At 70.4% G+C, this 23,823-nt stretch carries 25 protein-coding genes and 1 riboswitch; of the genes, 9 read left to right on the top strand and 16 right to left on the bottom strand.

Features of this window, described 5'->3' with window-relative positions; all coding sequences use genetic code 11:
• Positions 1-260: 260 nt before the first annotated feature.
• From ITJ67_RS15800 to ITJ67_RS15785, 4 genes are all read right to left on the bottom strand, one after another.
• Positions 261-1,493 carry a hypothetical protein gene (locus ITJ67_RS15800; protein ID WP_194678277.1) on the bottom strand — a complete coding sequence of 411 codons (1,233 nt, stop codon included), beginning with the start codon at positions 1,491-1,493 and terminating at the stop codon, positions 261-263.
• Positions 1,494-1,573: 80 nt separating this feature from the next.
• Positions 1,574-3,307, bottom strand: coding sequence for a ubiquinone-dependent pyruvate dehydrogenase (poxB, locus tag ITJ67_RS15795; protein ID WP_194678276.1), 1,734 nt, complete (start codon positions 3,305-3,307; stop codon positions 1,574-1,576).
• Between the two features lie 80 nt (positions 3,308-3,387).
• The gene (locus ITJ67_RS15790; RefSeq protein ID WP_160070655.1) at positions 3,388-3,792 is read right to left on the bottom strand and encodes a VOC family protein; all 405 of its coding nucleotides are present in this window, start codon (positions 3,790-3,792) and stop codon (positions 3,388-3,390) included.
• A 48-nt stretch (positions 3,793-3,840) separates the two neighbouring features.
• The gene (locus ITJ67_RS15785; RefSeq protein ID WP_194678275.1) at positions 3,841-4,296 is read right to left on the bottom strand and encodes a helix-turn-helix domain-containing protein; all 456 of its coding nucleotides are present in this window, start codon (positions 4,294-4,296) and stop codon (positions 3,841-3,843) included.
• A gap of 206 nt (positions 4,297-4,502) precedes the next feature.
• Between ITJ67_RS15785 and ITJ67_RS15780 the strand changes: the two genes are divergently transcribed.
• From ITJ67_RS15780 to ITJ67_RS15755, 6 genes are all read left to right on the top strand, one after another.
• Positions 4,503-5,453 (top strand): ABC transporter ATP-binding protein, encoded by a 951-nt coding sequence (locus ITJ67_RS15780; RefSeq protein ID WP_194678274.1) that lies wholly within the window; start codon positions 4,503-4,505, stop codon positions 5,451-5,453.
• On the top strand, positions 5,450-6,334 hold the full coding sequence (locus tag ITJ67_RS15775) for an ABC transporter permease (protein ID WP_194678273.1): 885 nt from the start codon (positions 5,450-5,452) through the stop codon (positions 6,332-6,334). Before ITJ67_RS15780 ends, ITJ67_RS15775 begins: the two co-directional genes overlap by 4 nt.
• Before the next feature lie 53 nt (positions 6,335-6,387).
• Positions 6,388-7,626 carry a sensor histidine kinase gene (locus ITJ67_RS15770; protein WP_194678272.1) on the top strand — a complete coding sequence of 413 codons (1,239 nt, stop codon included), beginning with the start codon at positions 6,388-6,390 and terminating at the stop codon, positions 7,624-7,626.
• Positions 7,623-8,306, top strand: coding sequence for a response regulator transcription factor (locus tag ITJ67_RS15765; RefSeq protein WP_194678271.1), 684 nt, complete (start codon positions 7,623-7,625; stop codon positions 8,304-8,306). Before ITJ67_RS15770 ends, ITJ67_RS15765 begins: the two co-directional genes overlap by 4 nt.
• A gap of 118 nt (positions 8,307-8,424) precedes the next feature.
• Complete coding sequence (locus ITJ67_RS15760) at positions 8,425-8,871, top strand: hypothetical protein (RefSeq protein ID WP_194678270.1); 447 nt, start codon at positions 8,425-8,427, stop codon at positions 8,869-8,871.
• Between the two features lie 355 nt (positions 8,872-9,226).
• Complete coding sequence (locus ITJ67_RS15755) at positions 9,227-9,508, top strand: hypothetical protein (protein ID WP_194678269.1); 282 nt, start codon at positions 9,227-9,229, stop codon at positions 9,506-9,508.
• 103 nt (positions 9,509-9,611) lie between these two features.
• On the opposite strand, the gene ITJ67_RS15750 is transcribed toward ITJ67_RS15755, so the two are convergent.
• The 4 genes from ITJ67_RS15750 to ITJ67_RS15735 all read right to left on the bottom strand — a co-directional run bounded on the left by ITJ67_RS15750 (position 9,612) and on the right by ITJ67_RS15735 (position 12,580).
• The gene (locus ITJ67_RS15750) at positions 9,612-10,667 is read right to left on the bottom strand and encodes a UDP-N-acetylmuramate dehydrogenase (protein ID WP_194678268.1); all 1,056 of its coding nucleotides are present in this window, start codon (positions 10,665-10,667) and stop codon (positions 9,612-9,614) included.
• The gene (locus ITJ67_RS15745; protein ID WP_160070664.1) at positions 10,664-11,155 is read right to left on the bottom strand and encodes a MaoC/PaaZ C-terminal domain-containing protein; all 492 of its coding nucleotides are present in this window, start codon (positions 11,153-11,155) and stop codon (positions 10,664-10,666) included. The genes ITJ67_RS15750 and ITJ67_RS15745 overlap by 4 nt, the downstream gene beginning before the upstream one ends.
• A 4-nt stretch (positions 11,156-11,159) precedes the next feature.
• Entirely contained in the window at positions 11,160-11,618 is a 459-nt protein-coding gene (locus tag ITJ67_RS15740; protein WP_160070665.1) for an FAS1-like dehydratase domain-containing protein, read from the bottom strand.
• A 71-nt stretch (positions 11,619-11,689) separates the two neighbouring features.
• Positions 11,690-12,580 (bottom strand): class II glutamine amidotransferase, encoded by an 891-nt coding sequence (locus tag ITJ67_RS15735; protein ID WP_160070666.1) that lies wholly within the window; start codon positions 12,578-12,580, stop codon positions 11,690-11,692.
• A gap of 299 nt (positions 12,581-12,879) precedes the next feature.
• Here ITJ67_RS15735 and ITJ67_RS15730 point away from each other — a divergent pair, with 299 nt between their 5' ends.
• The gene (locus ITJ67_RS15730; RefSeq protein ID WP_194678267.1) at positions 12,880-13,803 is read left to right on the top strand and encodes an ABC transporter ATP-binding protein; all 924 of its coding nucleotides are present in this window, start codon (positions 12,880-12,882) and stop codon (positions 13,801-13,803) included.
• The gene (locus ITJ67_RS15725; RefSeq protein WP_194678266.1) at positions 13,800-14,867 is read left to right on the top strand and encodes an ABC transporter permease; all 1,068 of its coding nucleotides are present in this window, start codon (positions 13,800-13,802) and stop codon (positions 14,865-14,867) included. Before ITJ67_RS15730 ends, ITJ67_RS15725 begins: the two co-directional genes overlap by 4 nt.
• 24 nt (positions 14,868-14,891) lie before the next feature.
• Here the strand turns inward: ITJ67_RS15725 and ITJ67_RS20310 are convergent, their stop codons facing one another.
• Both ITJ67_RS20310 and ITJ67_RS15715 read right to left on the bottom strand, forming a co-directional pair.
• Positions 14,892-17,174, bottom strand: coding sequence for a chorismate-binding protein (locus ITJ67_RS20310; RefSeq protein WP_194678265.1), 2,283 nt, complete (start codon positions 17,172-17,174; stop codon positions 14,892-14,894).
• Positions 17,114-17,962, bottom strand: a complete 849-nt coding sequence (locus ITJ67_RS15715) for an aminotransferase class IV (RefSeq protein WP_194678264.1) — start codon at positions 17,960-17,962, stop codon at positions 17,114-17,116. Before ITJ67_RS15715 ends, ITJ67_RS20310 begins: the two co-directional genes overlap by 61 nt.
• 108 nt (positions 17,963-18,070) lie before the next feature.
• Here ITJ67_RS15715 and ITJ67_RS15710 point away from each other — a divergent pair, with 108 nt between their 5' ends.
• Complete coding sequence (locus ITJ67_RS15710) at positions 18,071-18,487, top strand: low molecular weight phosphatase family protein (protein ID WP_160070671.1); 417 nt, start codon at positions 18,071-18,073, stop codon at positions 18,485-18,487.
• 13 nt (positions 18,488-18,500) lie between these two features.
• Here the strand turns inward: ITJ67_RS15710 and ITJ67_RS15705 are convergent, their stop codons facing one another.
• The 6 genes from ITJ67_RS15705 to ITJ67_RS15680 all read right to left on the bottom strand — a co-directional run bounded on the left by ITJ67_RS15705 (position 18,501) and on the right by ITJ67_RS15680 (position 23,814).
• The gene (locus ITJ67_RS15705; RefSeq protein ID WP_194678263.1) at positions 18,501-19,157 is read right to left on the bottom strand and encodes a riboflavin synthase; all 657 of its coding nucleotides are present in this window, start codon (positions 19,155-19,157) and stop codon (positions 18,501-18,503) included.
• A gap of 2 nt (positions 19,158-19,159) precedes the next feature.
• On the bottom strand, positions 19,160-19,669 hold the full coding sequence (gene ribH, locus ITJ67_RS15700; RefSeq protein ID WP_194678262.1) for a 6,7-dimethyl-8-ribityllumazine synthase: 510 nt from the start codon (positions 19,667-19,669) through the stop codon (positions 19,160-19,162).
• On the bottom strand, positions 19,666-20,361 hold the full coding sequence (ribB, locus tag ITJ67_RS15695; protein WP_194678261.1) for a 3,4-dihydroxy-2-butanone-4-phosphate synthase: 696 nt from the start codon (positions 20,359-20,361) through the stop codon (positions 19,666-19,668). The genes ribH and ribB overlap by 4 nt, the downstream gene beginning before the upstream one ends.
• Positions 20,358-21,464 carry a bifunctional diaminohydroxyphosphoribosylaminopyrimidine deaminase/5-amino-6-(5-phosphoribosylamino)uracil reductase RibD gene (gene ribD / locus ITJ67_RS15690; protein WP_194678260.1) on the bottom strand — a complete coding sequence of 369 codons (1,107 nt, stop codon included), beginning with the start codon at positions 21,462-21,464 and terminating at the stop codon, positions 20,358-20,360. The genes ribB and ribD overlap by 4 nt, the downstream gene beginning before the upstream one ends.
• A gap of 106 nt (positions 21,465-21,570) precedes the next feature.
• Positions 21,571-21,695: riboswitch (FMN riboswitch) on the bottom strand.
• An 84-nt stretch (positions 21,696-21,779) separates the two neighbouring features.
• Positions 21,780-22,559: a PIG-L deacetylase family protein gene (locus tag ITJ67_RS15685; protein ID WP_194678259.1), complete on the bottom strand. Its 780-nt coding sequence runs from the start codon at positions 22,557-22,559 to the stop codon at positions 21,780-21,782.
• The gene (locus ITJ67_RS15680) at positions 22,552-23,814 is read right to left on the bottom strand and encodes a glycosyltransferase (RefSeq protein WP_194678258.1); all 1,263 of its coding nucleotides are present in this window, start codon (positions 23,812-23,814) and stop codon (positions 22,552-22,554) included. The genes ITJ67_RS15685 and ITJ67_RS15680 overlap by 8 nt, the downstream gene beginning before the upstream one ends.
• Positions 23,815-23,823 lie beyond the last annotated feature (9 nt).

Below are 23,823 nucleotides of genomic sequence, written 5' to 3'. Positions count from 1 at the left end.
CGAAGCCGGCGCCAGCAGCCGCGCGTCCCCGAACCCGCGCATCCGCTTCGCCGAATAGGCCAGTTTCACCCCATCCTGACGCTCAGGATGGGGCGAAACTGGCCTATTCGGGCTTCGCGGGCCGGCCTGCGAGCGGGCGAGCGAGCGAGCGCGGGCGGGCGGGCGGGCGAGCGGGCGAGCGCGCGCGGGCGAGCGAGGGGCGAGGGGCGAGCGCGAGCGGGCGAGCGGGCGGGCATGAGCAGGCTCGCGAGTGGGCGTGGCTACGGCGTCGTAAAGGAGATCTCCGCGACCTTCTGCGAGATGCGGGAGGTCGGGTCGTCCAGCTCCCCACTCCACGCGTTCGCCAGGATCGTGATCTTGGTACCGGTCGAAGGCATGTAGCGGGACGCCATCATGCCCTCGGAGCCGTCCGACCAGCGCAAGCGCTGCGCGAGGAGCTCAAGTTCGTAGCCGCCTGCACCCTTCAGGACAAGCGGAACGGGGTCGCCGACCGCCTCCGGCTTGGCGGTGAACTGCAGCGACGCCGAGTTCAACTCCGACCTCGTCATGTCCTCGTCCCGATATTCGCTCTTGTGCAGGTTCTCCTGCGCGATCGAGAAGTAGGCACCGGATGCTGGGTCGCTCAGGATGTAGAGGTTCGGCTGCCGTTCGGAGATGTCCTGCTCCCATCCGCCGAGGGGCGGGTTCACGACGGTGATGCCGTTCGGGAACACGACGTCGGTCGTGATCGGGATGAACCCGGGAACAGCATCCTGAGGCGCGGCAGGCATGAGCGTGCTCGTTGGCACGGGGGTCGACGTCGCCGCGTTCGGGTCGGCGCCGCCGACGGGGATGGTGGGGTCGTTCGGCGAACTGAACGCCATGAAGAGGCCCACGACCAGGGCGACGATCGCGACGCCGCTGATGCCGACGCCGAGGAGCAAGCCGACAGGGCGCCTGCGCTGCTTCTGCACCTCAGGGTCTTCGCCGAGCTCCCGACGCCGTGGTTGGGGTGTCGCCTGCTGCTGCGGGGCGTAGCGAGGCGGCGGGGCGCCAGCCGGCAGATGCGACGGTGGCGCCTGAACGAACGGCGCCTGCCCAGGGATGCCGGTCTGCGGCTGGCCCGGGAACTGCCCGGGATGCTGTGGCTGGCCGTGCGCGGGAGGTCGCCCGGGAGCGGGAAACTGGCCCGGCGCGCCGAAGCCGCCAGGAGCCTGGCCAGGTCCGGCGCCGGGGTGCGGGGACTGCCCGGGAACCGGCGGCTGCCCGTTCGGCGGCGCGCCCCATGGGAGCTGCTGACCAGAGCCCTGCCGACCGGGACCTTGCTGACCGGGCTGCTGCCGCGGCCGCTGCTGATCAGAGCCCTGCTGACCGGGCCCCTGCTGACCAGAGCCCTGGGCTGGCGGTCCGCCCCACTCGCCCTGACCACCCTGAGGAGCGGCACCCGGCTGCTGCCGGCGGGGGTCGAACCCGCCGTTCTGACCCGGCGGTGGCGTGAGGGGCGGTTGCGTCATGCCTGCGAGAGTACCGCCCGCGCCAGGCAGCTGTCTTGAGAGCAGCCTTGGTGCGGGCGGTACCTGTGTCGGCGCGGCGGTCAGTCGAAGATGCGTCGCAGCAGGTTCGTATCGGCGAGGTCGACGAGTTCGTCTCCGCGCCCGGAGAGCACTGTTCGCAGCGCGTAGAGGGTGAAGCCCTTGACCTGCTCGGCAGTGATGGTCGGCGGGATGGACAGCTCCTGCCGTGCGGTCACGACGTCGATGAGCGCGGGCCCGTCGTGGGCGAAGGCTTCGCGGAGGGCGGCCTCGAGGTCGTTCGGGTTCTCGACGCGCTGCCCGTGGATGCCGACCGCCTTGGCTACCTCGGAGAAGTCGGGGTTGTCGAGGTCGGTGCCGTAGTTCACGAATCCGGCGGCCTTCATCTCGACCTCGACGAAGTTCAGCGACGAGTTGTTGAAGACAATGATCTTCACGGGCAGCTTGCTCTGCTTGAGCGTGAGCAGCTCCCCCAGAAGCATCGCAAGTCCGCCGTCTCCCGCGAGCGCCACCACCTGGCGCCCCGGGAAGGCTGTCTGGGCGCCGACCGCCTGCGAGAGGGCGTTGGCCATGGAGCCGTGGCTGAACGAGCCGATGAGCCTCCTCTGGCCGTTCATCTCGAGGTAGCGGGCCGCCCAGACCACCGGGGAACCGACATCCGGGATGAAGACGGCGTCGTGGCTCGCGAGCTCGCTCACGAGCCGCGCAACGTACTGCGGGTGGATGGGGGCTCGACCCCGGTCGTTGTCGGCGAGCGCGTCGAGCTCTTTCCGAGCCTTCCGGTAGTGCTTCACGGAGGCTTCGAGGTGCTTGCCGCTCTTGTTGGCCTCGAGGAGCGGGATGAGGGCTTCGAGGGTGTCGCCGACGTCGCCGACGAGTCCGAGATCGAGGGGCGTTCGCTTGCCGAGCTGCTCGCCGCGGATGTCGACCTGGATGATCTTCGCCTTCGACGGGTAGAACTGCTGGTACGGGAAGTCGGTGCCGAGCATGAGGAGTGCATCGCAGTCTTCGATGGCACGGTAGCCGGAGGAGAAGCCGAGCAGCCCCGTCATGCCGACGTCGTAGGGGTTGTCGTACTCGATGAACTCCTTCCCGCGGAGCGCGTGCACGATGGGTGCCTGCAGGGCCTCTGCGGCGGCCAGCAGCTGCGCGTGTGCGCCCTGTGTGCCAGCGCCACCGAGAATGGTGACCTTCTTCGCCGAGTTGAGGATGTCGGCGGCCCGCGACAGCTCGGCGTCGGCCGGTCGCACGACCGGCTTTGCGGGGAGGATGGGTGCCGACTTGCGGCGTCCTGCGCTCTCCTGCAGGAAGATCTCCCCGGGAATCACGACGACGGCCACGCCTCGCTTCTCGACCGCGGCGCGCATGGCGATCTCCAGGATCCGAGGCAGCTGCTCGGGCACCCCCACCATCTCGCAGTACACGCTGCTCTCACGGAAGAGCTCCTGCGGGTGCGTCTCCTGGAAGTAGCCGCTGCCGATCTCCGCGGACGGGATGTGGGCGGCGATCGCAAGCACGGGAACGCGGCTTCGGTTGGCGTCGTGCAGCCCGTTGATGAGGTGCAGGTTGCCCGGGCCGCAGCTGCCGGCGCACACAGCGAGCTCGCCCGTGAGCGCAGCGTCTGCGGAGGCGGCGAAGGCGGCGGCCTCCTCGTGTCGCACGTGAGACCAGGCGACCGTGTCGTTTCGTCGGATGGCGTCAGTGAACCCGTTGAGCGAGTCTCCGGGTAGCCCGTAGACGCGCTCGACTCCGGCATCGTGGAGGATATCGACGATCGTGTCAGCGACTGTAGTCATGGCGTGATCCTCTGCCTTGAAACGGGGAGCCAGCCGAGCGCTGGACTGGCGACGAACCGATGTGGGTGATATGTCGTCGGCTACGCCTGACTGACACGCACCATGTTGCCGGAGGGGTCACGGAATGCGGCATCTCTGACGCCCCAGAACTGGTCGGTGGGCTCCTGCAGCACCTCGACTCCGCCCGTCGCCAGTACCCTCTCGAACAGCGAGTCGAGGTCGCTCGTTCGGAAGAGGAGGCCGGGCAGCTCCCCCTTCGCCAGCAGCGCTGCGAGCGTGTCGCCGTCTTCCTCCGAACGCCCCGCCTTCGGGTGCGAGAGCACGATCTCGAGCTCCGGCTGCCCCGGGGCGGAGAGCGTGACCCAGCGGAACCCCTCATTCGGAACCTCGCTGCGCACCTCCAGGCCGAGGGCGTCTCGGTAGAACACGAGCGCCGCATCAGGGTCGTCGGTGAACACGTGCACATGGCTGAGTGAGAGCGTCATGTGTCCGATGCTAGGACCGGCCACCGACATTCACTTCTTCGAAACTGCTCAGAGACGCGCCTGCCCGTCGCCGGCCCCGCGTTCCGACATTCCTGGTCGGTCGCGCACTCGGCGCGGCCGCCCCCAGATCTGCGAGGTGCAGCTCGGGATGACGACGCTGCCGCTGTGATCGCGCGCCCGGTAGGCGCTCGGCGACTCTCCGACGATCTCCGCGAAGCGGCTGCTGAACGAGCCGAGACTCGTGGCCCCGACCGCCGTGCACGCGTCCGTCACGCTCACCTCGCCGCTGCGCAGCAGCGCCTTCGCGCGCTCGATGCGCCGTGTCATGAGATGGGCATACGGAGTCTCGCCGTACGCCTCTCGGAAGCGTCGACTGAAGTGAGCCGTCGACATGTGGGCCGCCTTCGCCATGGCCGGCACGTCGAGCGGGCTCGCGAACTCCCGGTCGATGAAGTCTCGCGCACGACGAAGACGGCGCAGCTCATCGAGATCGGTTGAGGCCATGGCACCAGTATGTGCGAGTGTGTCCGCCCAGGCCCGAGCAGCTTGAGTGCAAGAACTCGCGAACAGGCCCCACCGCGGCCCGGTGCAGCGGACAGTGCATGCAAGTTGGTCAGCGGCGGCGCGCGGCCGCGCCTCCCCCGATCGGTGGATGCGCATCCGCCGGTCGGACCCTGTCGCGCACGCCCAGCAACGCGTTTGATTGCACCATGAGCACACAAGCAGCCATCGAGGTCGCCGACCTCGTCAAACGCTACGGCGACCGCGATGTCGTCGACCGTCTCTCCTTCGAGGTCCGACACGGCGAGGCCTTTGCCTTCCTCGGCCCCAACGGCGCTGGCAAGAGCACCACGATCGAGATCCTCGAGGGCTTCCGCACGGCGACCTCGGGTACCGCGCGCGTCCTCGAGCAGGACCCGGCCCGCGGCAACGCCGAGTGGCGAGACCGAATCGGCGTCGTCAGCCAGTCGAGCGCCGACATCGAGCGCTACTCGGCCCGGGAGGTGCTGCGCCACTTCGCAAGCCTCTACCGAAACCCTCGCGCCGTGGACGACACCATCGAGCGGTGCGGCATCGCCCCATTCGCGTCGCAGCGAGTCGGTCGCCTCTCCGGTGGCCAGAAACGGCGAGTGGATGTCGCGCTCGGCATCATCGGCAACCCGGAGGTGCTGTTCCTCGACGAGCCGACAACCGGGTTCGATCCCAACGCGCGCCGCGAGTTCTGGGGCCTCATCCAGCAGCTCAAAGGCGAGGGCATGACCATGGTGCTCACGACGCACTATCTCGACGAGGCGGAGCAGCTCAGCGACCGTGCCGGGATCATCGCCGCCGGGAAGCTCGTCGAGATCGGCGACATCGCGACGATCGGCGGGCCGAAATCGCGCACGCCGCGGGTTCGCTGGCAGGAGCAGGACGGCAGGTGGCGCGAGGAGACGACGGACGCGCCCGCACAGCTCGTCGGCGCGCTCGTCGAGCGCCTCGGCCCGGAACCCGCCGGGCTCACCGTGACCCGCCCGTCCCTGGAAGACGTCTACCTGGAGATCATCGGCGAGCAGCCAGCTGCCTCCCCCGGAACGCCCGCGACCGCCTCACCCGCCGCGGGACTCGCGACGACCGACGATGCAGCCCGCGCTGCAGCACCTGCAGGAGGAACGCGATGACCCGGACCGCAGTCTCGGGCGACGCGAAGTCGCCGCCGAGCATCCAGTCGCCCTCACGCACGCCGTCGAAGCCCAGGTCGACGATCGGCAACGGTCTTCGGCGCATCGCCTTCGAGCTGCGCGGCTACTTCAGGCAGACCGACCAGGTGTTCTTCGTCTTCCTGTTCCCGCTCGTCATGTTCGCGCTCTTCGCCTCGATCTTCAGCGGCGAGACGGTCGTCGACGACCCACGCTTCGCCGACGTGACGATGTCGCAGTACTACCTGACCGGAATGCTCGCGATGGCGATCCTCCTCTCCGGCATGCAGTTCCTCGGCATCGACATCGCCACCGAGAAGCACGAGGGCGGCCTCGCCCGACTCGGCGCGACACCGCTCAGCCCGGTGTCGTTCTTCATCGGGAAGATCGGGCTGGTCCTCATCACGTGCACGCTGCAGCTGGCGATGCTGATGGGGCTCGCGGTCCTCGCCTTCGACATCTCGCTGCCGGAAGATGGCGAGCTGTGGGCTCGCTTCGCCTGGCTCGCTGCCCTCGGCATCCTCTGCTTCGCCTCCCTCGGAATCGCGATCTCAGCGCTCCCTCGCTCAGCACGGTCCGCCTCCGCCATCGTGCTGCCGCTTGTGCTCGTGCCGCAGTTCCTCTCGGGCATCTACGTGCAGTTCTCGGTCCTGCCCGAGTGGATGCAGCAGGTGTCGAACCTCTTCCCCCTCGCCGGTCTCGTGCGCGGGATGCGCAGCGTGTTCCTACCAGATGCCTTCGCGGCCGCCGAGGTCGGAGGCACGTGGGGGCTGGGGGCCGCGGCGATCACGCTCGGCGTCTGGACCGTCATCGGGCTCGTCGCGAGCCTGCTCACCTTCCGCTGGAGTCGAGGGCGCAGTTGACGCTCCTGACCCGATCGTGCAGCACTGTCGGTGGGGTGCGGGAGGATGAGCGCATGGTCGACTTCTGGTTTCGGGATGGGCGCTGGTGGCACCTGCTGATCGTGGGCACGGCGCTCGCGAACACCTTCGTCGCGGGCTCGGTGGCGGCCTTCGCGGCCACCCAGTCCGAACGCTCCGAGGCGCTCGTGGCGACGGGGGCGCTCCTGCTCATCCCCATCGTGTGGCTCGCCTTTGGCGTCAGGTCGCTCACCGACCCGCGCCGCGGCGCGGTGCTGATCCTGCTGGTCACCCTGCTCGTGACGGTCTCGATGGTGCTCGTGCCCTGGACAGGCTTCGTGCAGACCCTCATCTATCCGCTCGTCTGGCTGGTGTGCGTGAGCGCGAGGCGGAGCATCCTCGTCTCGATCGGCATCGCGTTCGGCATCGGCGCGGTCTCCGCGCTGTACAACGGGGTCGAGGAGATCCCGGACATCCTTCCCGGCCAGCTCTTCAGCGTCGCGGCGACCTGCGGCATCGGGCTGTCGATCAGCTACGCCTGGCGTGTGGCTGACGAGCGACGCGAGCTGCTCGAGCGGCTCACTGCCTCCCAGGAGCACGTGCAGGAGCTCTCGCGGCTGAGCGGCGCCTCCGTCGAGCGGGAGCGCATCTCCAGGGACCTGCACGACACGCTGGCTCAGACGTTGGCCGGCCTCGCAATGCTGGCTGACCGCAGCGCGAAGGAGATCGGGCGGATGCGCGACGACGAGACCTCCGCGGGGGCTCACCTGCGGGAGGCGCTCTCGGCTCAGGAGGAACGGGCCGACCTCATCGCGTCGCTCGCCCGCGACGCCCTCGCCGAGGCGCGGGGCCTCATCGCCGAGAACGCGCCGGTGCGGTCGACCGACCCCGCGGAAGCGACCTTCGCAGATGCCTTGAGACGCCTCGTCGATCGGTTCCGGCGCGAGACGGGCGTGCTCGCCGAGGCCCGAATCGATTTGGAAGCCGGGGTGCTGGAGCGGGAGAGCGAAGTGGTCCTGCTGCGATGCGCGCAGGAGGCCCTGTCGAATGCGAGGAGGCACGCACATGCCACGAACGTGCAGCTCTCAGTGGAGCTCGGGGCCGCGAACGTGGTGCTGAACGTCGCCGACGACGGCCAAGGATTCGAGCCAGAGGCGGAGCCCACCGGATTCGGGTTGGACAGCCTCCGCGACCGCGCCAACGCGATCGGGGGCGGCGTTGACATCTCCAGCGCGCCAGGGCGTGGCACGATCGTGACCGTGACGATTCCTGCGAGAGCGAGCGCCGAGCGATGATCCGCATCCTGGTCGCCGACGACCACCCCATCGTGCGCGCCGGACTCGTGGGCATCTTCGAGGACGAGCCAGACATCGAGGTCGTCGCTGAAGCCGCCAACGGGGCCGACGCGGTTGCTCGCGCGACCGCGACGACGCCCGCCGTCGTCGTCATGGACCTGCGCATGCCAGGCACCGACGGTGTGAGCGCGACGAGGCAGATCCTGGCGGCGCTCCCCGAGACGCGCATCCTCGTCGTCACGACCTACGACAGCGACGACGCGATCATCGGTGCCATCGAGGCCGGCGCAAGCGGCTACCTGCTCAAGACAGCCAGCGGGGCAGTGCTCGTGGAGGCCGTTCGCCGTGTGGCCGCGGGAGAGCTGGCCCTCGCACCGTCGGTGACCGCGAAGCTCGTGGCTCAGACCCGAGCTGCCGGAGCAGCGGCAACCGACGGGCCGGGCACCGCGCTTCCGCCTGCCGGTTCGCTCGGTTCAGCCCCCGCGCTCAGCGAACGCGAGCTGCAGGTGCTGCAGCTCGTCGCCGACGGCCTGTCCAACCCTGAGATCGCGGTGCGACTCCGTATCGGTGAGGCGACCGTGAAGACGCACCTAGGCAAGGTCTTCGCGAAGCTGGAGGTCAACTCCAGGGTGCGCGCCGTGACGACGGGCCTCGACCTCGGCCTGCTCCGCCGGAGCTAGGCCGTCGGCGGCCACAGAAGGGCCCCTCATAGATTCAGGGCGCACGCGCGCGAAAGCGCGCCTCCCTGCTGCAGGGTCAGGCCTGAATGCTCTCCGCCCGAAGTCGTAGGCTTGCCGCATGAAGTCTGCCCGCGTCGCCCTGCTTGCACTCCCGACGATCGCACTCGCCGCGCTCGGGTTGAGCGGATGCGCCCCCGCGTCCACGCCGACCAGCGTCGCGAGCGACAACTACGGCGGCCTGCCGACAGGATTCGGCGAAGATGTCGGAGCCGGTGACATAGAGGGGCCGCTTGTCATGTGGCTCGACGAGGGCTCCTCGATCTCCGTCACGACGTGGGGCAGCTCAGGATGCCCGGCGATCCTCACCGAAGTCAACGCAGTGGACGCGCAGACCCTCGACCTGCAGTACCTCGAGGCCACCGCATACCCCGACCAGGCGTGCACGGCGGACTACGCCCCGCACACGAGCGAGATCGACCTCCCCGACGACGCCTCGGGCACGCCGTTGACGGTCACGGTCAGCTTCGACGGCGAGGAGCCCCGCGCCTCCGTCGTCCTCGACTGACCCGAGCATCCGGGTGCTCCGTGCATCCACCACCCTGCCCTGCCCTGCCAAGAGGTTGACGGGTATTCGCAGAGTCGATAGGGTCTCAGCACGCGCCTAGACAGAGAGGAGTCCCGATAATGCGTACGTTCACATTCAGCATTCAGCAGTCGGCGACTCGTTCCCTGGGCGCCCACATCTCCTAAGCTCCGTGTCGTGGGTGAAGTCTGCCCCCACACCCGACGGATACGCCGCGGCACAGCAGCCGCCGCCTTCGTCGACTGCACGGCAGTCACGTCTCTCGCGCTGCGTTAACGCGGCCCCGCTCGAGTGAGCGCCTTCTTCTTGCATGCCTTCTGTCGGAGAGACCACTCTCATGAATCACGTCCTGACCACCGTCCACACCTCCAACCCGAGCACCGTGCACGTCACGATCACGCCCACGTCCGCGTCCACGCCCATCTCCGCGGTGCACCCTTCGCTGCTCCACCGCATCGAGTTGCGCGTCGCGCTGTGGCTGCTCATGCGCAGCGCGCGGCGTCAAGAACCCGAACTGGACCACGCCGAGCAGCATCGTCGGCGCCGCAACATCTCGGAGCGCGCCCGCCGCGAGCAGGATGCACTCCGCGCCTGGTGCGCACAGTGCATGCACCACTGACACGCGTCCCGACAGGACGCTGGGTGCACCGAGAGGGAAGCCCCGAAGCGCGCACAGCGCTTCGGGGCTTCCGGCTCACCCTGCTGGTTTCGCCGGACTGTCCCTAGATCGTCAGGTCGACGAGGACCGGCTCGTTGACGAGCCGCACGCCATATTCCGCTTCGACGCGCGCGCGAACGAAGCGAGCGAGTTCAACGATCTGCTCGGCAGTCGCACCGCCGCGGTTCGTGATCGCGAGCGTGTGCTTCGACGAGATGGCGGCGTTCGATCCCGGCAGCGAGAAGCCCTTCCTCACACCGGCGTGGTCGATAAGCCACGCAGCGCTGAGCTTCACGAGCGGGGAGCCGTCTTCGTCCTTGCCCGCGTCGAACTTTGGCATCTCCGGCAGCTCGCTCGCGAACGAGGAGCGCACGATCGGGTTCATGAAGAAGGAACCGGACGAGACCGAGTCGCGGTCGTGCGCATCCAGCACCATGCCCTTCGAGGCGCGCAGGCGGATGACGGCGTCGCGCACGACGTGCACGGGCATCCGCTCGCCGAGCGGCACGCCGAGGGCGCGCGCGAGCTGGTCGTACCGGACGGGTTCGCTCTGGCCTTCCGGCATCTCCACGAGGTCGAGTTCAACGCGAGTCACGACGCCTCGCAGCTCGCCGCGCTTGATCGCGGAGGTGCGGTAGCCGAGACCGAGGTCGGCGGCGTTGATCCAGCGCACCGTATCGGCGTCGGCGTCGTAGAACTCGATGCGGGCGAGCACATCGGAGAGCTCCTGCCCGTACGCCCCGATGTTCTGCACTGGGGTCGCGCCGACGGAGCCGGGAATGCCGGCGAGCGCCTCGATGCCACTCCAGTTGCGAGCGACGGCGTAGTCGACGAGGGCGCTCCACGACTCACCGGCATCGATGCGCACGCGAGCCTGGCCCACCTTGTCGACGGGTCCGTCGAGCTGGTGGATGCCCTTCGTCACGACGTGCAGCACGGGCTCGTCGATGCGGTCATCGGTGGCGATGGTGTTGGAACCACCGCCGAGGATCAGCGGCTGCTCGTGGTTCGCGAACAGCTCCTCGGCCGCGGCGATCAGCTCAGGGCGCGTCGCCGGGGCGACGAGCTGCGTCGCCTCTCCACCGACCTGCGTGGTCGTGAGCTCGGAGAGCCTCGTCACGCGGTGGCCTCCGCGGGCAGCACGGCGGGAACCTCGCCGCGGAAGTCGGCGCGCACCTGCGACTTCGCGAGCACCGTCTGCCCGCCGAAGGACACGACGAGGTCGATGCGACCCACGCCATCCTCGCCGGCGAGCTGACCGATCTTCGCGACGATCGACACCTCCGCGCCGGCTTGCGGGTCGACGACGACGGGCCTCGTGAAGCGCACCTGGTAGTCGACGACGCGGCCAGGGTCGCCGAGGGCGTCGACGACGGGCTGCACTGCGACACCCATCGTGAGCATCCCGTGCGCGAGAACGCCGGGCAGGCCGACCGCTTCGGCGACGTCGTCGCGGTAGTGGATGGGGTTGAAGTCGCCAGATGCGCCGGCGTAGCGCACGAGAGTGTCGCGGGTGAGGGTGACGGTGCGCTCAGCGATGACGGTTCCGGCTTCGAGGCTCGTGAAGTCGGGGCGCGGAAGCTGCGCGACGGAGATCGTGTCAGTCATGCGGTCACTCGCTCTCGGTGGGCGTTGCGCGGACGACGAGGGTTGCCGATGCGGTGACGACCTGCTCGCCCGCCGCATCCGTCAGCACCGTCTGAGCGGTGATCATGGAGTTTCCGCCGAGCGACTTGACGCTCTTCACCTCGAGAGCGGCGCGCAGCTCGTCACCCGCGACGATCGGGCGCTCGTAGGTGAAGCGCTCGTCGCCGTGCACGATGTGCGACAGCTCGATCTGCGCTTCGGGGTCGGAGAGCAGGAGCTGCAGCCCCGCGTCCTGCAGCACGGCAGGGAACGTGGCGGGTGCGACGAGGTCGGCGTACCCGGCAGCGCGGGCTGCGTCGACGTCGAAGTGCGTCGGGTGCGAGGCCAGCACGGCCTTCGCGAACGAGCGGATGTGCTCTCGGCCCACGAGGTACGGCTCGGGGAGCTCGTACCGGCGACCGGCAAGTTCAGGGTTCACAGACACGCCAGCCAGTCTACGCGCGGGGAGACCCACGCCCCAGAGAGGCGGTCGGCGCCGGGCGATGCGTCGCGGGTCTAGACGGCGACGAGACGCGGGGGTGTTGGAACGGCGACGCCCTTTGCACGGCCAGCGGCTCCGCGCGCTTCCGCGGCGCTCGAGAAGAGCGCGCGCTGCGTGAAGTCGAGCGACGCGAGGTCGATGCGGGAGATCGTGTCCTCGGGCACCGACGTCCAGCCGGCCGTGTCGATGCCGGTCGACGAGAAGACGGTGGTTCCGTCGGCGGCGCGGAGCATGCTCAACCGGTAGTACTCGTCGGTGTGCCCGTTGGGGAGGGTAGATGCGTCGATGCCGTACCGCGCGAACGTCGCTTCCGTGACGTGTGCCGTGCTCGAGGCGTGGACGACCACGAGCTCGTCGGCGGAGAGGATGGTCGCGTTGAGGCTCGACTCGGGGAACTCGTCGCGCAGCACGCGGACGGCGGCGGTGGCCGCCTCCTCGAGGGAGAGGCCGTCGCGCACGTTCTGCCGGACGAGGCCGAAGTACAGCTCGCTGTCGGTGTCGCCGGCCACCGTGGCGCGGATCTCGGGGCGGAGCAGGTCGTCGAAGCGCCAGGTGGGGACGATCGAGCCGTTGTGCGCGAAGGCGAGGCCCTCGGCGACGAACGGGTGCGTGTTCACCTTGGTCCGCTTGAAGTCGTCGGTCGCGAGGCGCAGGTGCACAATGCGGGCGTTGGAGGGGGCATCCGAGAGCAGCGTCGACAGCAGCGGGTCGTTCTGGCCGGGCGTGGAGATGCGCAGCGATTCGATCTCGCGCTGCGTCTCGCCGAAGCCGGCGGCGAGCCAGGCGGTGCCCCAGCCGTCGTTGTGCACGCTGGTCATGCGCTGGAAGGCGTCGCTGTTCATGTCTCCGATCACCTTCGTGACGGTGGTGTCACGTGGGGCTGCGTAAGCGAGCAGACGGCACATGTGCGAACTCCTTCCAGGTTGTCGAGCTTGCTGTCGGGTGTTGTTCGGAGCCGAGCGGCTCACGAGCATCTGACTATCCTGTGACAGCCCTCTCGTGCGGTCCACCTTCGCGACGCTGTGTGACGGACGGTTGCGCTGCCCGACGCGGGTCTGCCGGCGGCGTCTGTCCGAAATGAGTGCGATCTGGGGCCAGATCGGGCTCGCGAGGCCGAAGCAGGCTGATCCTGCACTGATGCTGGTCAGACCGACGCGCGCCGCCTCTCAGCGTGGCGTCGCATCCGCTCGCTACGTTGGGGCGCATGTCAGAACGCGGAATCCTCGTCGAGAACGTCAGGCGCTCCTTCGGCGCAGCGCACGCGGTCCGCGATGTGAGCTTCACGGCCCGCGCTGGGGCGGTCACGGGGCTCGTCGGCCCGAATGGCTCCGGCAAGACGACGCTGCTGCTGATGCTGGCTTCCCTGCTGCGCCCGGATGCGGGGACGATCCGCATCAACGGCCTCGACCCATCGACAGCGACCGCCGAGGTACGGGCGCAGCTGGGCTGGATGCCGGACGCGCTCGGCGCCTGGCCGTCGCTGTCGGTGCACGACACGCTCGTGACGACGGCCCGCCTCTACGACCTGCCGCGCGCCGCGGCGGACGCCCGCGCCACCGAGCTCCTCACCCGGGTCGGCCTCAGCGACCTCGCGAAGGTGCAGGCTCGCGTGCTGTCCCGCGGGCAGAAGCAGCTCCTCGGGCTTGCGCGCTCGCTGGTGCACGCCCCGAGCGTGCTGCTCCTCGACGAGCCGGCTTCCGGCCTTGATGCGCGAGCCAGGGTCGGCCTGCGTGAGCACCTGCGGGAGCTTGCTGCGGCCGGTTCCACGATCCTCATCTCGAGCCATGTGCTGTCCGAACTCGACGAGATCGTCGACGATGCCGTCTTCATCGAGGCGGGCGTGACGGTGCGGGCCGACCGGCTCGCGCAGGCGTCGGCGCGGGAGCGACAGTGGCGGGTGAGAGTGCTGACGGAGGGGGTCGGGCCTGACCAATTGGCGTCGGCGTTCGGGGCCGAGGCCCCGAGCATCCGTGCGGAACGGACCGGTTTTCTCATCCCGTTCCCCTCTGACTCCGCGGCCGCGGCTGGCCTGCGCGCGATCCTCAACGCCGGCATGGACGTCGCAGAATTCGCCCCGGCATTGGGCGACATCGAGCACACCTACCTCGACCTCGGAGACCAGTCATGAGCCCCGCCCGCGTCACGACGCTTGTCACCCTCGAACTGCGCCAGCGCCTCCGCAACGTCGCCTGGTACGTGCTGCTGGGCATCTTCGCCGTGCTGCTCCTCGGCATGACCGCGCTCTCGGTGGTGGTCTTCGGCGACCTGCAGGAGTCGGGGTCGTGGATGTACTCGATCGTCGTCTACTTCGTGCTGCTGCTCGCTCTGCTGGTCTCGCCGACCCTCAGCGGCAACGCCATCAACGGCGATCGGGACGCGGCGACGCTCGCGCCCATCCAGGTGACGCTCGCGACGACGACCGAGATCGTGGCGGCGAAGTTCCTGGCCGCCTGGGTGACCGGGCTCGCGTTCCTGGTGGTCGCGGCGCCGTTCCTGATCTTCGCCGGGATCGTGGGGGCCGTCGCTCCGGTGCAGGTGGTCGTCTCGCTGCTGGTGCTGCTCGTCGAGGTGGGCGTCGTGGCCGCTATCGGCGTCGGCTTCAGCGGCATCCTGGCCAGGCCGCTGTTCTCCGTGGCGGCGAGCTATCTGACGATCGCCGCGCTCACGGTGGGCACGGGCATCGCGTTCGGCCTGGGCGGTGCTGCGGTGACGGCCGAGGTGACGAACACCTCCCGGTACCCCGTCTATGCGGAGTTCGGCGAGGAGCAACCCTACGACGAGAACAGCTTCACGTGCGGCGACTGGGAGACGTACACCTACGAGGTTCCGCGCTACGACCTCGTCTGGGGCGTGCTGGCCGCGAATCCGTTCGCGGTGCTGACGGACGCGACGCCCGCCTCCTTCGGCGCGAGCGATCAGCCAGACGATTTCTTCTCCGGTGCGAAGCTGCTGCTGCGTCAGTCGCAGATTCCCCCGGAAATGGGCGAACAGCGGTACGACGGCTGCGCTGACCCGACTGGCATGAACTTCGAGCCCGGCCCGACGTCGCAGGAGGTGCTCGATTCGACCGTCCCCACCTGGTTCGTCGGTCTGGCGCTCCAGCTGGTGCTCGCCGGCGGCCTGCTCTTCGGCGCCTGGGCGCGCACACGGACGCCCGCGAAGCGACTGCCGCCGGGCACCCGCGTCGCCTGATCGCGCCCGATCCGCCCGTGCGCGTCAGCGCGAGACGGCGCGCGTGAACGCGCGACGCAGGGCGCTCGCCTTGAGCTCGACCTCGAGGGTCTCGGATTCCGGGTCGCTCGCGAGCACGATCGCGCCTCCCGCGCCGATCGACCAGCCGCGCGCATCCCGGACGGCGGTGCGGATGACGATGCTCAGCTCGGTCGAGCCGTCGGCGCCCAGCACGCCGAGCGCACCGGAGTAGACGCCGCGGTCTCGATCTTCGATGTCGCGCAGCAGCTCGACGCTGCGCAGCTTCGGCGCCCCGGTCATGGACCCGCCCGGGAACAGGGCCCGCACGACGTCGAGCGGCGGCACGCCTGGGGCCGAACCGCGCACGGTCGTGACCAGCTGGTGCACGGTCGTATACGACTCGACGGCCATGAGGCTCGGCACGTGCACCGAGCCGGGGGTGCAGACGCGGCCCAGATCGTTGCGCAGTAGGTCGACGATCATGAGGTTCTCGGCGAAGACCTTCGGATCGTTGGCCAGGTCTCTGGCTGCGGCGGCGTCGGCGAGGGGATCGGCGGCGCGAGCCGCGGTGCCCTTGATGGGCTTCGTCTCGTACTCCCCGTCCGGGGTGCCGCGCACGAGCCGCTCGGGGGACGCGCTCACGACCGCGCCGCCGTCGAACTCGAGCAGCGCGGCGTAGGGCGCCGGGTCGGCGGCGCGCACCTCCAGGAACAGGCTGAGCGGGTCGGGGTCGGCGTGCGGCCGGAACTCGTTGGTCAGGCACAGTTCGTACGAGTCCCCCGCGAGGAGATGCTCGCGGCAGCGTTCGATGTCGGCGGCGTACCGCTCTCTCGACGTGTGCCAGGAACCGTCGGCGAGGACGTCGGGGCCCTGGGACATCGCCGGGGCGCGTCCCGCGTCGGGGAGAGCGTGCCGGCGCTCGTCGCCCGATGTCTCGAGCGCCCCGCTGATTTCCGTGCTGAAGCGCTCGGCGCCGGCCTCCGCGAGCGCGCCGCTCGACGCGGTCGCGACGACGGTGACTGCGCCAGTTGCGCGGTCGACGAGCACCGCGCGCCGCGGGTCGAGCCACCACGCGTCGGGGAGGGTGGCTGCCCTCTCCTCCGCCTCCCGGGGCAGCACGCCGAGCATCCGTGTTCCGAGCTCGTATCCGAAGTAGCCGAGCAGCCCGCCGCGAAACGCGAGCCCTTCGCCCCCGACGGCGCGCATGCCCTCGAGCTCCCGCTGCACGGTCTCGAAGCTCCCGTCGCCGTCCAGTCGCAGCACCCGCGCGGGCTCGCAGGTCTCGCAGCCGGGCTCGGTCTCGTGCGCTGCCTCATCTGAGCCGTCGACGCGAGCGTCGTACGCGGCGCGGCTCCCGGCAAAGATCGGGGCACAGGTCCCGGTACCGATCGGGGCGTCGTCGGCGAGGATGCTGAACCGCGCCTGCCTGCCGGTGTCGTCGGGAACATCCACCCAGGCGCTGGCGGAGCCTCGCCGAAGCACCTCGCGGTAGATGACCGCGGCGGCGGCCTCGGCTGCGGCCGTACCCTCCTGTTGCGGACCGCGCACGACGCGGCTCGCGACGAACAGATCGCGGGCCGCGGGGCGACGGCTCGCCTCACGCTGGACGCGGGCGTGCCGAGTACGACGAGCGGGTGCGCCGAGCCCCGCCGCATCCACGGCGTCGACGAAGTTCGCGACCATCTGCTGGCCATGCTCGCTCGCGATCGACTCCGGGTGGAACTGCACGCCCCAGATCGGCCGCCCCTCGACCTCGAGGCCCTGCACGACGCCGTCCTCGCTGCGCGCCGTGACGCGCAGCCCGGAGGGCAGGGGCTCGCTGACGACCAGGGAGTGGTACCTCGTGACGAGGGAGTCCTGGGGCACTCCGGCGAACGGGCCTGACCCGTCGTGAGAGAGGGGGCTGCGCCACCCGTGCTTCGCCTCGGGGGCCGGCACGACCTCGCCGCCGTACCGCAGGGCAATGCCCTCGTGTCCGAGACACACACCGAAGACCGGCAGGCGCTCCTCGGCGAGTGCGGCGTCGAGCACGATGGCTGAGCCCTCGAAGTCGGCGGGTTCGGCAGGATGCCCTGGGCCGGGCGAGATGACGACCCCGGCGACGAGCCCGTCGGAGACCCAGCCGAGGCACGCATCCACCGCCTGCATGTCACCGGCGTCGACCACCCGCACGTCGTGATCGCTGAGCTCCAGGAGCAGCTGGACGAGGTTGTAGGTGTATGAGTCGCGGTTGTCGACGACGACGATCACGCCGAGCGCCCATCCGGCCGGGGCACGGCGCTCGTCTCCTGCAGGCGAGGCCGCCACCTGCGCACCCTGGCGACGTCGAGGCCGAGGCGTGTGCCGTCGAGCATGGAGACGGGGCTGATGCCGTGGAGCGTGTTGAGGTACCAGAGCTCATCCCAGCCGCGCTCGGCGGACGCGGCGAGCGGGTCGGCGAGCAGCTCGCCCTCGACGCGCGTGACGCCCGCTGTGGCGAGTAGTTTCTCGAGCACGCCCAGGGTCGTCCCTGCCACGCGGCGGCTCGCGGCGGGGATCACGAGGGTCTCGCCGAGCCAGCCGACGACCGTGCCGTAGGCCGCCTCGGTGATCGCGCCGCGTTCGTCGACGAGCAGGGCGTCGGCTGCACCTTCCTCGTGCACGCTCGCCCTGAGCTCCGCGAGGGAGGGGAAGTCGGGGCCCTTGAGCGTCGGCCAGCGCCGCTCGTCGAGGCGGGTGCTGAGCTTCGTGAGGGGCCGCGCGTCCGGCGCTGGCCGCAGGGCGAGCTCGACGAGCAGGCGCCCGTCGTCGAGGCGGGCGGAGAGGCGCGGGAACCACGCGTCGGTGAGGGGTGTGCTCTCGAACACGTCGCCCCAGATTCGAGGCCAGTCAGCCTCGACCGGGGTGGTTCCGGCGGTGCTGCCAGCCCAGAGCGGCGGCCGCTCTGCTGCCGCTTGCCCGAAGAGCTCGGAGACGGAGCGTTCGAAGCGCTGCCGGTGCGCGGCGGCGGCGATGACGCGCCCCGACTCGACGCGCCACGACTCGACGACACTCACCGCCGCGCTCGTGTCGCCCGCGCTGCCTGCGTCGCGTGCCGCTGCACCGTGATCCTGCATCGCCCCATTCTGCCCCAAGGGGTGAGCGGGGCGCCCGTGGCCCTCGGACGACGTTCATCCGTATCGTCGACGATGAGCTGCATGGCCACCCTCGACGAACGGATCAGCATGAGTCCCACCCCCACGAGCGTCGTCTTCGTCTGCAAGAAGAACGGCGGCAAGTCGCAGCTGGCGGCTGCCCTCCTGCGGGCGATCGCCGACGAGACGGTCGAGGTCTCCTCGGCAGGCACCTCCCCCGGCGGGGCGCTCAACGCCGAGTCGGTCGAGTCGCTTGCCGAACTCGGGATCGACGTCGGCGACGAGCATCCGAAGCCGCTCACACCGGCGATGCTCGCCGGTGCCGACCTCGTCGTGATCCTCGGCGACGAGGCGCAGCTGCCCGAGGACACGAGCGTGCCGGTCGAGCGGTGGATCACCGACGAGCCTTCCACGCGCGGCATCGTCGGCATGGAGCGGATGCGCCTCGTGCGAGACGACATCCGCGCCCGCGTCGCGGAGCTGCACAAACGGCTCCGCGACGCCTGACCGGTCTCGTCCTTCAGCCCGCGAAGCTCGCGAGCCGCGCCACGTGGCGCGCGAGGATGTCGGTCTCGACGTTCACCCGGTCCCCGGCGTCAAGGTCGCCGAGGGTCGTCGCGGCGAGCGTCTCGGGGATGAGCGACACCTCGAACCAGGGCGAGCCATCTGCGCCGGCGCTCCCGCCTGAGCCGACCGCGTCGACGCCGTTGCTGGGATTGACGGCACTGACGGCACTGACCGTCAGCGAGACACCCGACACGGCGACTGACCCCTTGTCGACGAGCAGCCTCGCGTGTGCTGGGTCGATGGCGAAGCGGATGCGCCGCCACGCGTCGAAGCGCTCCACCTCCAGCACCTGGCTGGTCGTGTCGATGTGCCCCTGCACGATGTGTCCACCGAGACGATCTCCGAGGCGCATGGCGCGTTCAAGGTTCACCGCGTCCCCCTCGGCCCGGTCGCCGAGCGCGGAGGCGCGCAGCGTCTCCCCCATGACGTCCGCGGTGAAGCCATCGTCGACCAGCTCGGCGACGGTGAGGCAGACGCCGTCGACCGAGATGGAGTCGCCGATCCTCGCGTCGCTGACGCTGAGCGGGGCCCGCACCGTGAGGCGCGCGTCCGTGTCATGCCGTTCGATGCCCGAGATGCGCCCGAGCTCTTCGATGATGCCTGTGAACACGGTCAGGCCTGTCCGCTCACGGGCAGGGTTGCCGGCTGGATCGCGGGCCATTCTCGGAGCGCGCTCGCAGTGGCGATGGCGGCGAGTGCCGCATCCGCCCCCTTGTCCTCGAAGCTGCCCGGCAGACCGATGCGGGCCTGCACCTGGGCTTCGTCGTCGCACGTGAGGACCCCGAAGCCGACCGGGATGCCCGTGCGCACGGCCACGTCGGTGAGGCCGTTGGTCGCGGCCGTGCACACGTAATCGAAGTGCGGGGTGCCGCCACGGATGACCACGCCGAGCGCGACGATCGCGTCCGGCCTGCTCACGGCGATGCGGCTCGCCGCGACGGGCAGCTCGAACGAGCCGGGAACCCGCACGACCTGGACGTCGGTGACGCCCGCATCTGCAAGTGCGCGTTGGGCGCCGTCGAGCAGCGCGTCCATCGCCGTCTCATGCCACTCGGCCGCGACGACGACGACTCGCATGCCGCGCCCGTCTGCCTGCACTGTCGGTGCTCCGTGTCCGCTCATCGTCGTGCTCCTCTCACGTGCGCCTTGGCGGCGCGCTGCTGGCTGTGGTCCTGCGGTTCTTCCTGCGTGGGCGTTGCGGGGAAGCCCGGGTGCTCCCTGCGGTGGCGCACGATGTCGTCGACGTGCAGCAGCACCAGGTCGGTGGCTGCCGCGAGCTCAAGCGCCTCGCCGAACGACAGCATCTCGCCGTCGTCCCGCACGAGCTCGGCGATGACGCCCACCTCGCCGGTGCCAGCGAGGCGCACAAGATCGACGGCCGCCTCGGTGTGCCCCGGACGCTCGAGCACGCCGCCATCCACGGCGCGCAGCGGCAGCACGTGGCCCGGGCGGATGAGATCGCTCGGTCGCGCATCCGCTGCGGCGAGTGCGCGGACGGTCGTTGCCCGGTCGGTTGCCGAGATCCCCGTCGTCACCCCCTCGGCCGCGTCGACCGTGACGGTGTAGGCGGTGCCGCGCGCATCCTCGCTGCGTTCCACCATGATGGGCAGACTGAGCCGGTCGGCGAGCGTCGCCGGGAGGGGCGCGCAGAGGAGCCCGGAGGAATGGCGGATGATCCAGCCCATCCACTCGGGGGTGGCGGTGTTCGCCGCGAGGATCGCGTCGACCTCGTTCTCGCGTGAGGAGGCGTCGGCGACGAGCACGGGGCGTCCCGCCCGCAGCGCCTCGAGCGCCCGGCGCAGTTCAGCGTTCATGCTGCGACTCCCACGGGTGCAGCGCCGGGGACGCGAACGGCGGGTGATTCGGGGCCCCGGACGAGCCGGATGAGCGTGTCGACGCCCAGCGGATGCACGGAGTCGGTCGTCCACCTGTTCGCGTCCCGGAGGCTCCCTATGTCGAGCGACGCGACGGAGCTCGCCCCATCGCCCAGCAGGATGGGCGCGACGTAGGCGTCGATCTCGTCGACGAGTCCGGCGCGCAGGAAGGCCGCCGCGATGGTGGGGCCGCCTTCGACGATGACGTGGCGGACGCCCCTTGCGTGCAGGATCTCGAGGGCGTCGACCGGGTCGTGGGTCCTGAGGTGCACGAACAGCTCCGGCTCCGCGCGCACGGCGGCGCCCTCGTCGACCTCGCGCAGCCCCATCACGACACGCAGGGGCTGTGATGCGTCGGTCGCCGCGACTCCCCGCACCGACAACGAGGGGTCGTCGGCACGCTGCGTTCCGGTGCCGACGAGGACCGCGCAGGCGTCGGCCCGACGCTGGTGCGCATGCGCCCTGGCGGCCTCGGAGGTGATCCACTGGCTCGACCCGTCGGCGGCGGCGACCCTCCCGTCGAGCGTGGATGCGAGCTTGAGCGTCACGAAGGGCCGACGCTCGGTGACGCCTGTGAGCCAGACGCGCAGGAGCGATTCGGCCTCGACCTGACGGGTGCCCATGGACACGCTCACCCCGTGCGTGCGAAGGCGCGCCGCTCCCCCGGATGCGATCGGGTTCGGGTCCGCCACCGCGTACACGACCTCCGCGACACCTGCGTTCAGGAGGGCGTCGGCGCACGACGGCGTCCTGCCGCTGTGGGCGCAGGGCTCGAGGGTCACGATGGCAGTCGCGCCCCGTAGCTCCGCCCCGGCTGCGCGCGCGGCGTCGAGCGCGGCGGCCTCCGCGTGCGGGGTGCCCGCTCCGCGGTGGTGGCCGCTCCCCAGGATGCGGCGCGGGCCGCCGGCACCGGAGGGCGGCGCGAGCAGGACGCACCCGACCTGTGGGTTCGGATCTCTGGCTGGCCCTCGGGCCGCCAGGGAGAGCGCCAATTGCATGGCGGCGTCGACAGTGTCGACGCGTGTGAGTTCTTGGATCGGCATGGCCGGACCTCCGCGTTTCGCGTACCACGGGGCCATATCCCGGTGCCGGCGCAGCCGGAGAGTCCGGCAGCCGACGCCTCGGAGGCCCTCGCCGAAACGAGCGCCTCCCATGCACCTACCATCCGGACTTTAACCGTCGGTCCCGGAATTCCACCAGGTCAACCGCTCGCGGACGAGCGGGTCGCGGACTCTCACCGCCGGTTCGGACTTTCACCGACCCCGGAGCATGTTGCACGGCGAGCATAAGCCTGCAAGCTTGGCGTGTGACGTCGTGGGACAGCTCGCGCCCAGGTAGTGCCCGCGCGGACGGCCGCGCTACGCCACCACTTCGCGCAGACCGATCGCGAGGTGCACGTCCTGCCGCTGCCCGCCCGAGTGCACGAGCGACGCTCCGTCGTCGTCGACCGTGAGCTGGGTACGGTGGCTGCGGAGGGCGGCGACGACCGCAGCCCGGTGCTGCTCGAGGTCGAACCATTCGAGGTCGCCGATCTCGGCGGCGAGGGCACGCTCGCTCTGCTCGACGAGCTCCGCGAAGCGCACACCGGCTGCCGCCGATGCGGCGAGGCTCGCTTCCCGCGCCCGAACATGGTCGGGGTGCCCGTACCCGCCGGTCGCGTCGTAGCTGATGACGAGGTCCGGCCCGTCATGGGCGATCGCGGCGGCCAGATCAGCGGTGACCTCCTCGAGCGGGGCGACGCTCAGCGACCGCAGGTCGGTCTCGTCGGCGGGGCCTGCGAGGCCCGGCCGCAGCCAGCGCATCCCCGAATCACGGTAGTCGCGGGGTGCGAGGCCCTCGGCGCGTGCGGGGACGGTGCCGAGCCAGCGGTGCTCGTCGATGCCGAGGGCGTCGAGCGAGCCGCGCAGCTCCCGTTCGCGCACGGCCGCGAGCTCGCCTATGGAGGCGGCGTCTGGCAGCGCGCCGTCGACGATCTCGCCGAGTTCGCCGCGCGTGCACGTCACGAGCGTGACGCGTGCGCCGCGTTCGTGGAGTTCGCGGAGCAGAGCGCCGCCGGCAAGCACCTCGTCGTCGGGATGCGCGTGCACGACCAGCGCGTGGCGCACCGAATCGAGCAGACTGCGGCCGGTCTCAGGCACGCGCGGAACCCAGCCGGGCCTGTGCGACGAGGTCGCGGAATACCGAGAGGAGGCCTTCCGCGCTGAGGTCCCACGAGTGGGTGAGCGCGTGCTCGCGGGCGGCGCGGCTCATGCGCTCGGCGACCTCGGACTGCCGGAGGATGCCCGCGATGGCGGCCGCCCAGTCGGCGGGGTCTCGCGTCTCGAGCAGGATGCCGGTGACGCCGTCGACGACGGCCTCGCGGAGTCCGCCGGCCGCGGAGGCGACGACGGGCACGCCGGATGCCGCAGCTTCGAGCGCGACGAGACCGTACGTCTCGGAGTGGGAGGGGATCAGCACGAGGTCCACGAGGCGCAGTTGGGCTGCGAGCGCGTGCCTGCTGAGCGAGCCGATGTACTGCACGTGGTCGGCGAGCCCGTGCTGCTCGACGGCGTCATGCAGGCGAGCCTCGTACTCGCGGCCGTCGGCATCCGGCGGTGCGGCTCCCACGAGCACGTAGTCGGGGCGGACGTCGGCGTCGACCTCGGCGATCGCGTCGAGGGCCAGGTCGAATCCCTTGAGCGGATGCAGCCGCCCGGCAGACAGGGCACGCCTGGGTCGCTGCTCGTGGGCGGCCGGCTCGGCCCGCGCATCCCACGCGGGGAAGAACAGGTCGGCGTCGACGCCCGGCGGCACGATGTGCGTGATCGCGGGGTCGCCGCCGAGCCTCGAGAGGACCGTGTCGCGTTCGGCCCTGCTGACGACGACGATCGCGTCGACGGACTTCGCGAGCATCGCCTCGCCGGCGAGCCGTCCAGGGGATTCGGCGCGTTCCCCGTCGGCGAGCGGCGTGGAGCTGTCCGCGGCGATGGAGTGGAAGCTCTGCGCGATCGGTATCCCGAGCTCGCGGGCGACGGGCAGGGCGGCGACGCCCGAGAACCAGTGCTGGGCGTGCAGCACATCGACGGGGAGTTCGCCGAGGAGCGTGGCGAGCGCATCCTGGAATTCGCGGATGACGTGCTCGTGCTCACCCTTCGCGATGAGGCGGGCCGGCCCGGCGTCGAGGTTGTGGAGGCGCAGGTTCTCGCGCAGCTGCACGGTGGATGCGGAGTCTGGATCGCTGCGTCGCGTGACGAGCTCGACCTGGTGGCCGCGGGCGGCGAGCGCCTCGGCCTGAGCGAGCACGACGACGTTCATGCCGCCTGCATCCTTGGTGCCCGGCTCGTCGAGCGGGGAGGTGTGGAGCACGACAAACGCGATACGGAGGGGGCGCTCATCGGAGAGGACGTCAGGCATGCCTCCGAC

Source organism: Pseudoclavibacter sp. VKM Ac-2867 (assembly GCF_015351275.1).
Lineage (GTDB): Bacteria > Actinomycetota > Actinomycetes > Actinomycetales > Microbacteriaceae > Pseudoclavibacter.
Note: the sequence above shows the minus strand (reverse complement) of the source record. Positions and strands in the feature narration are given on the sequence as shown.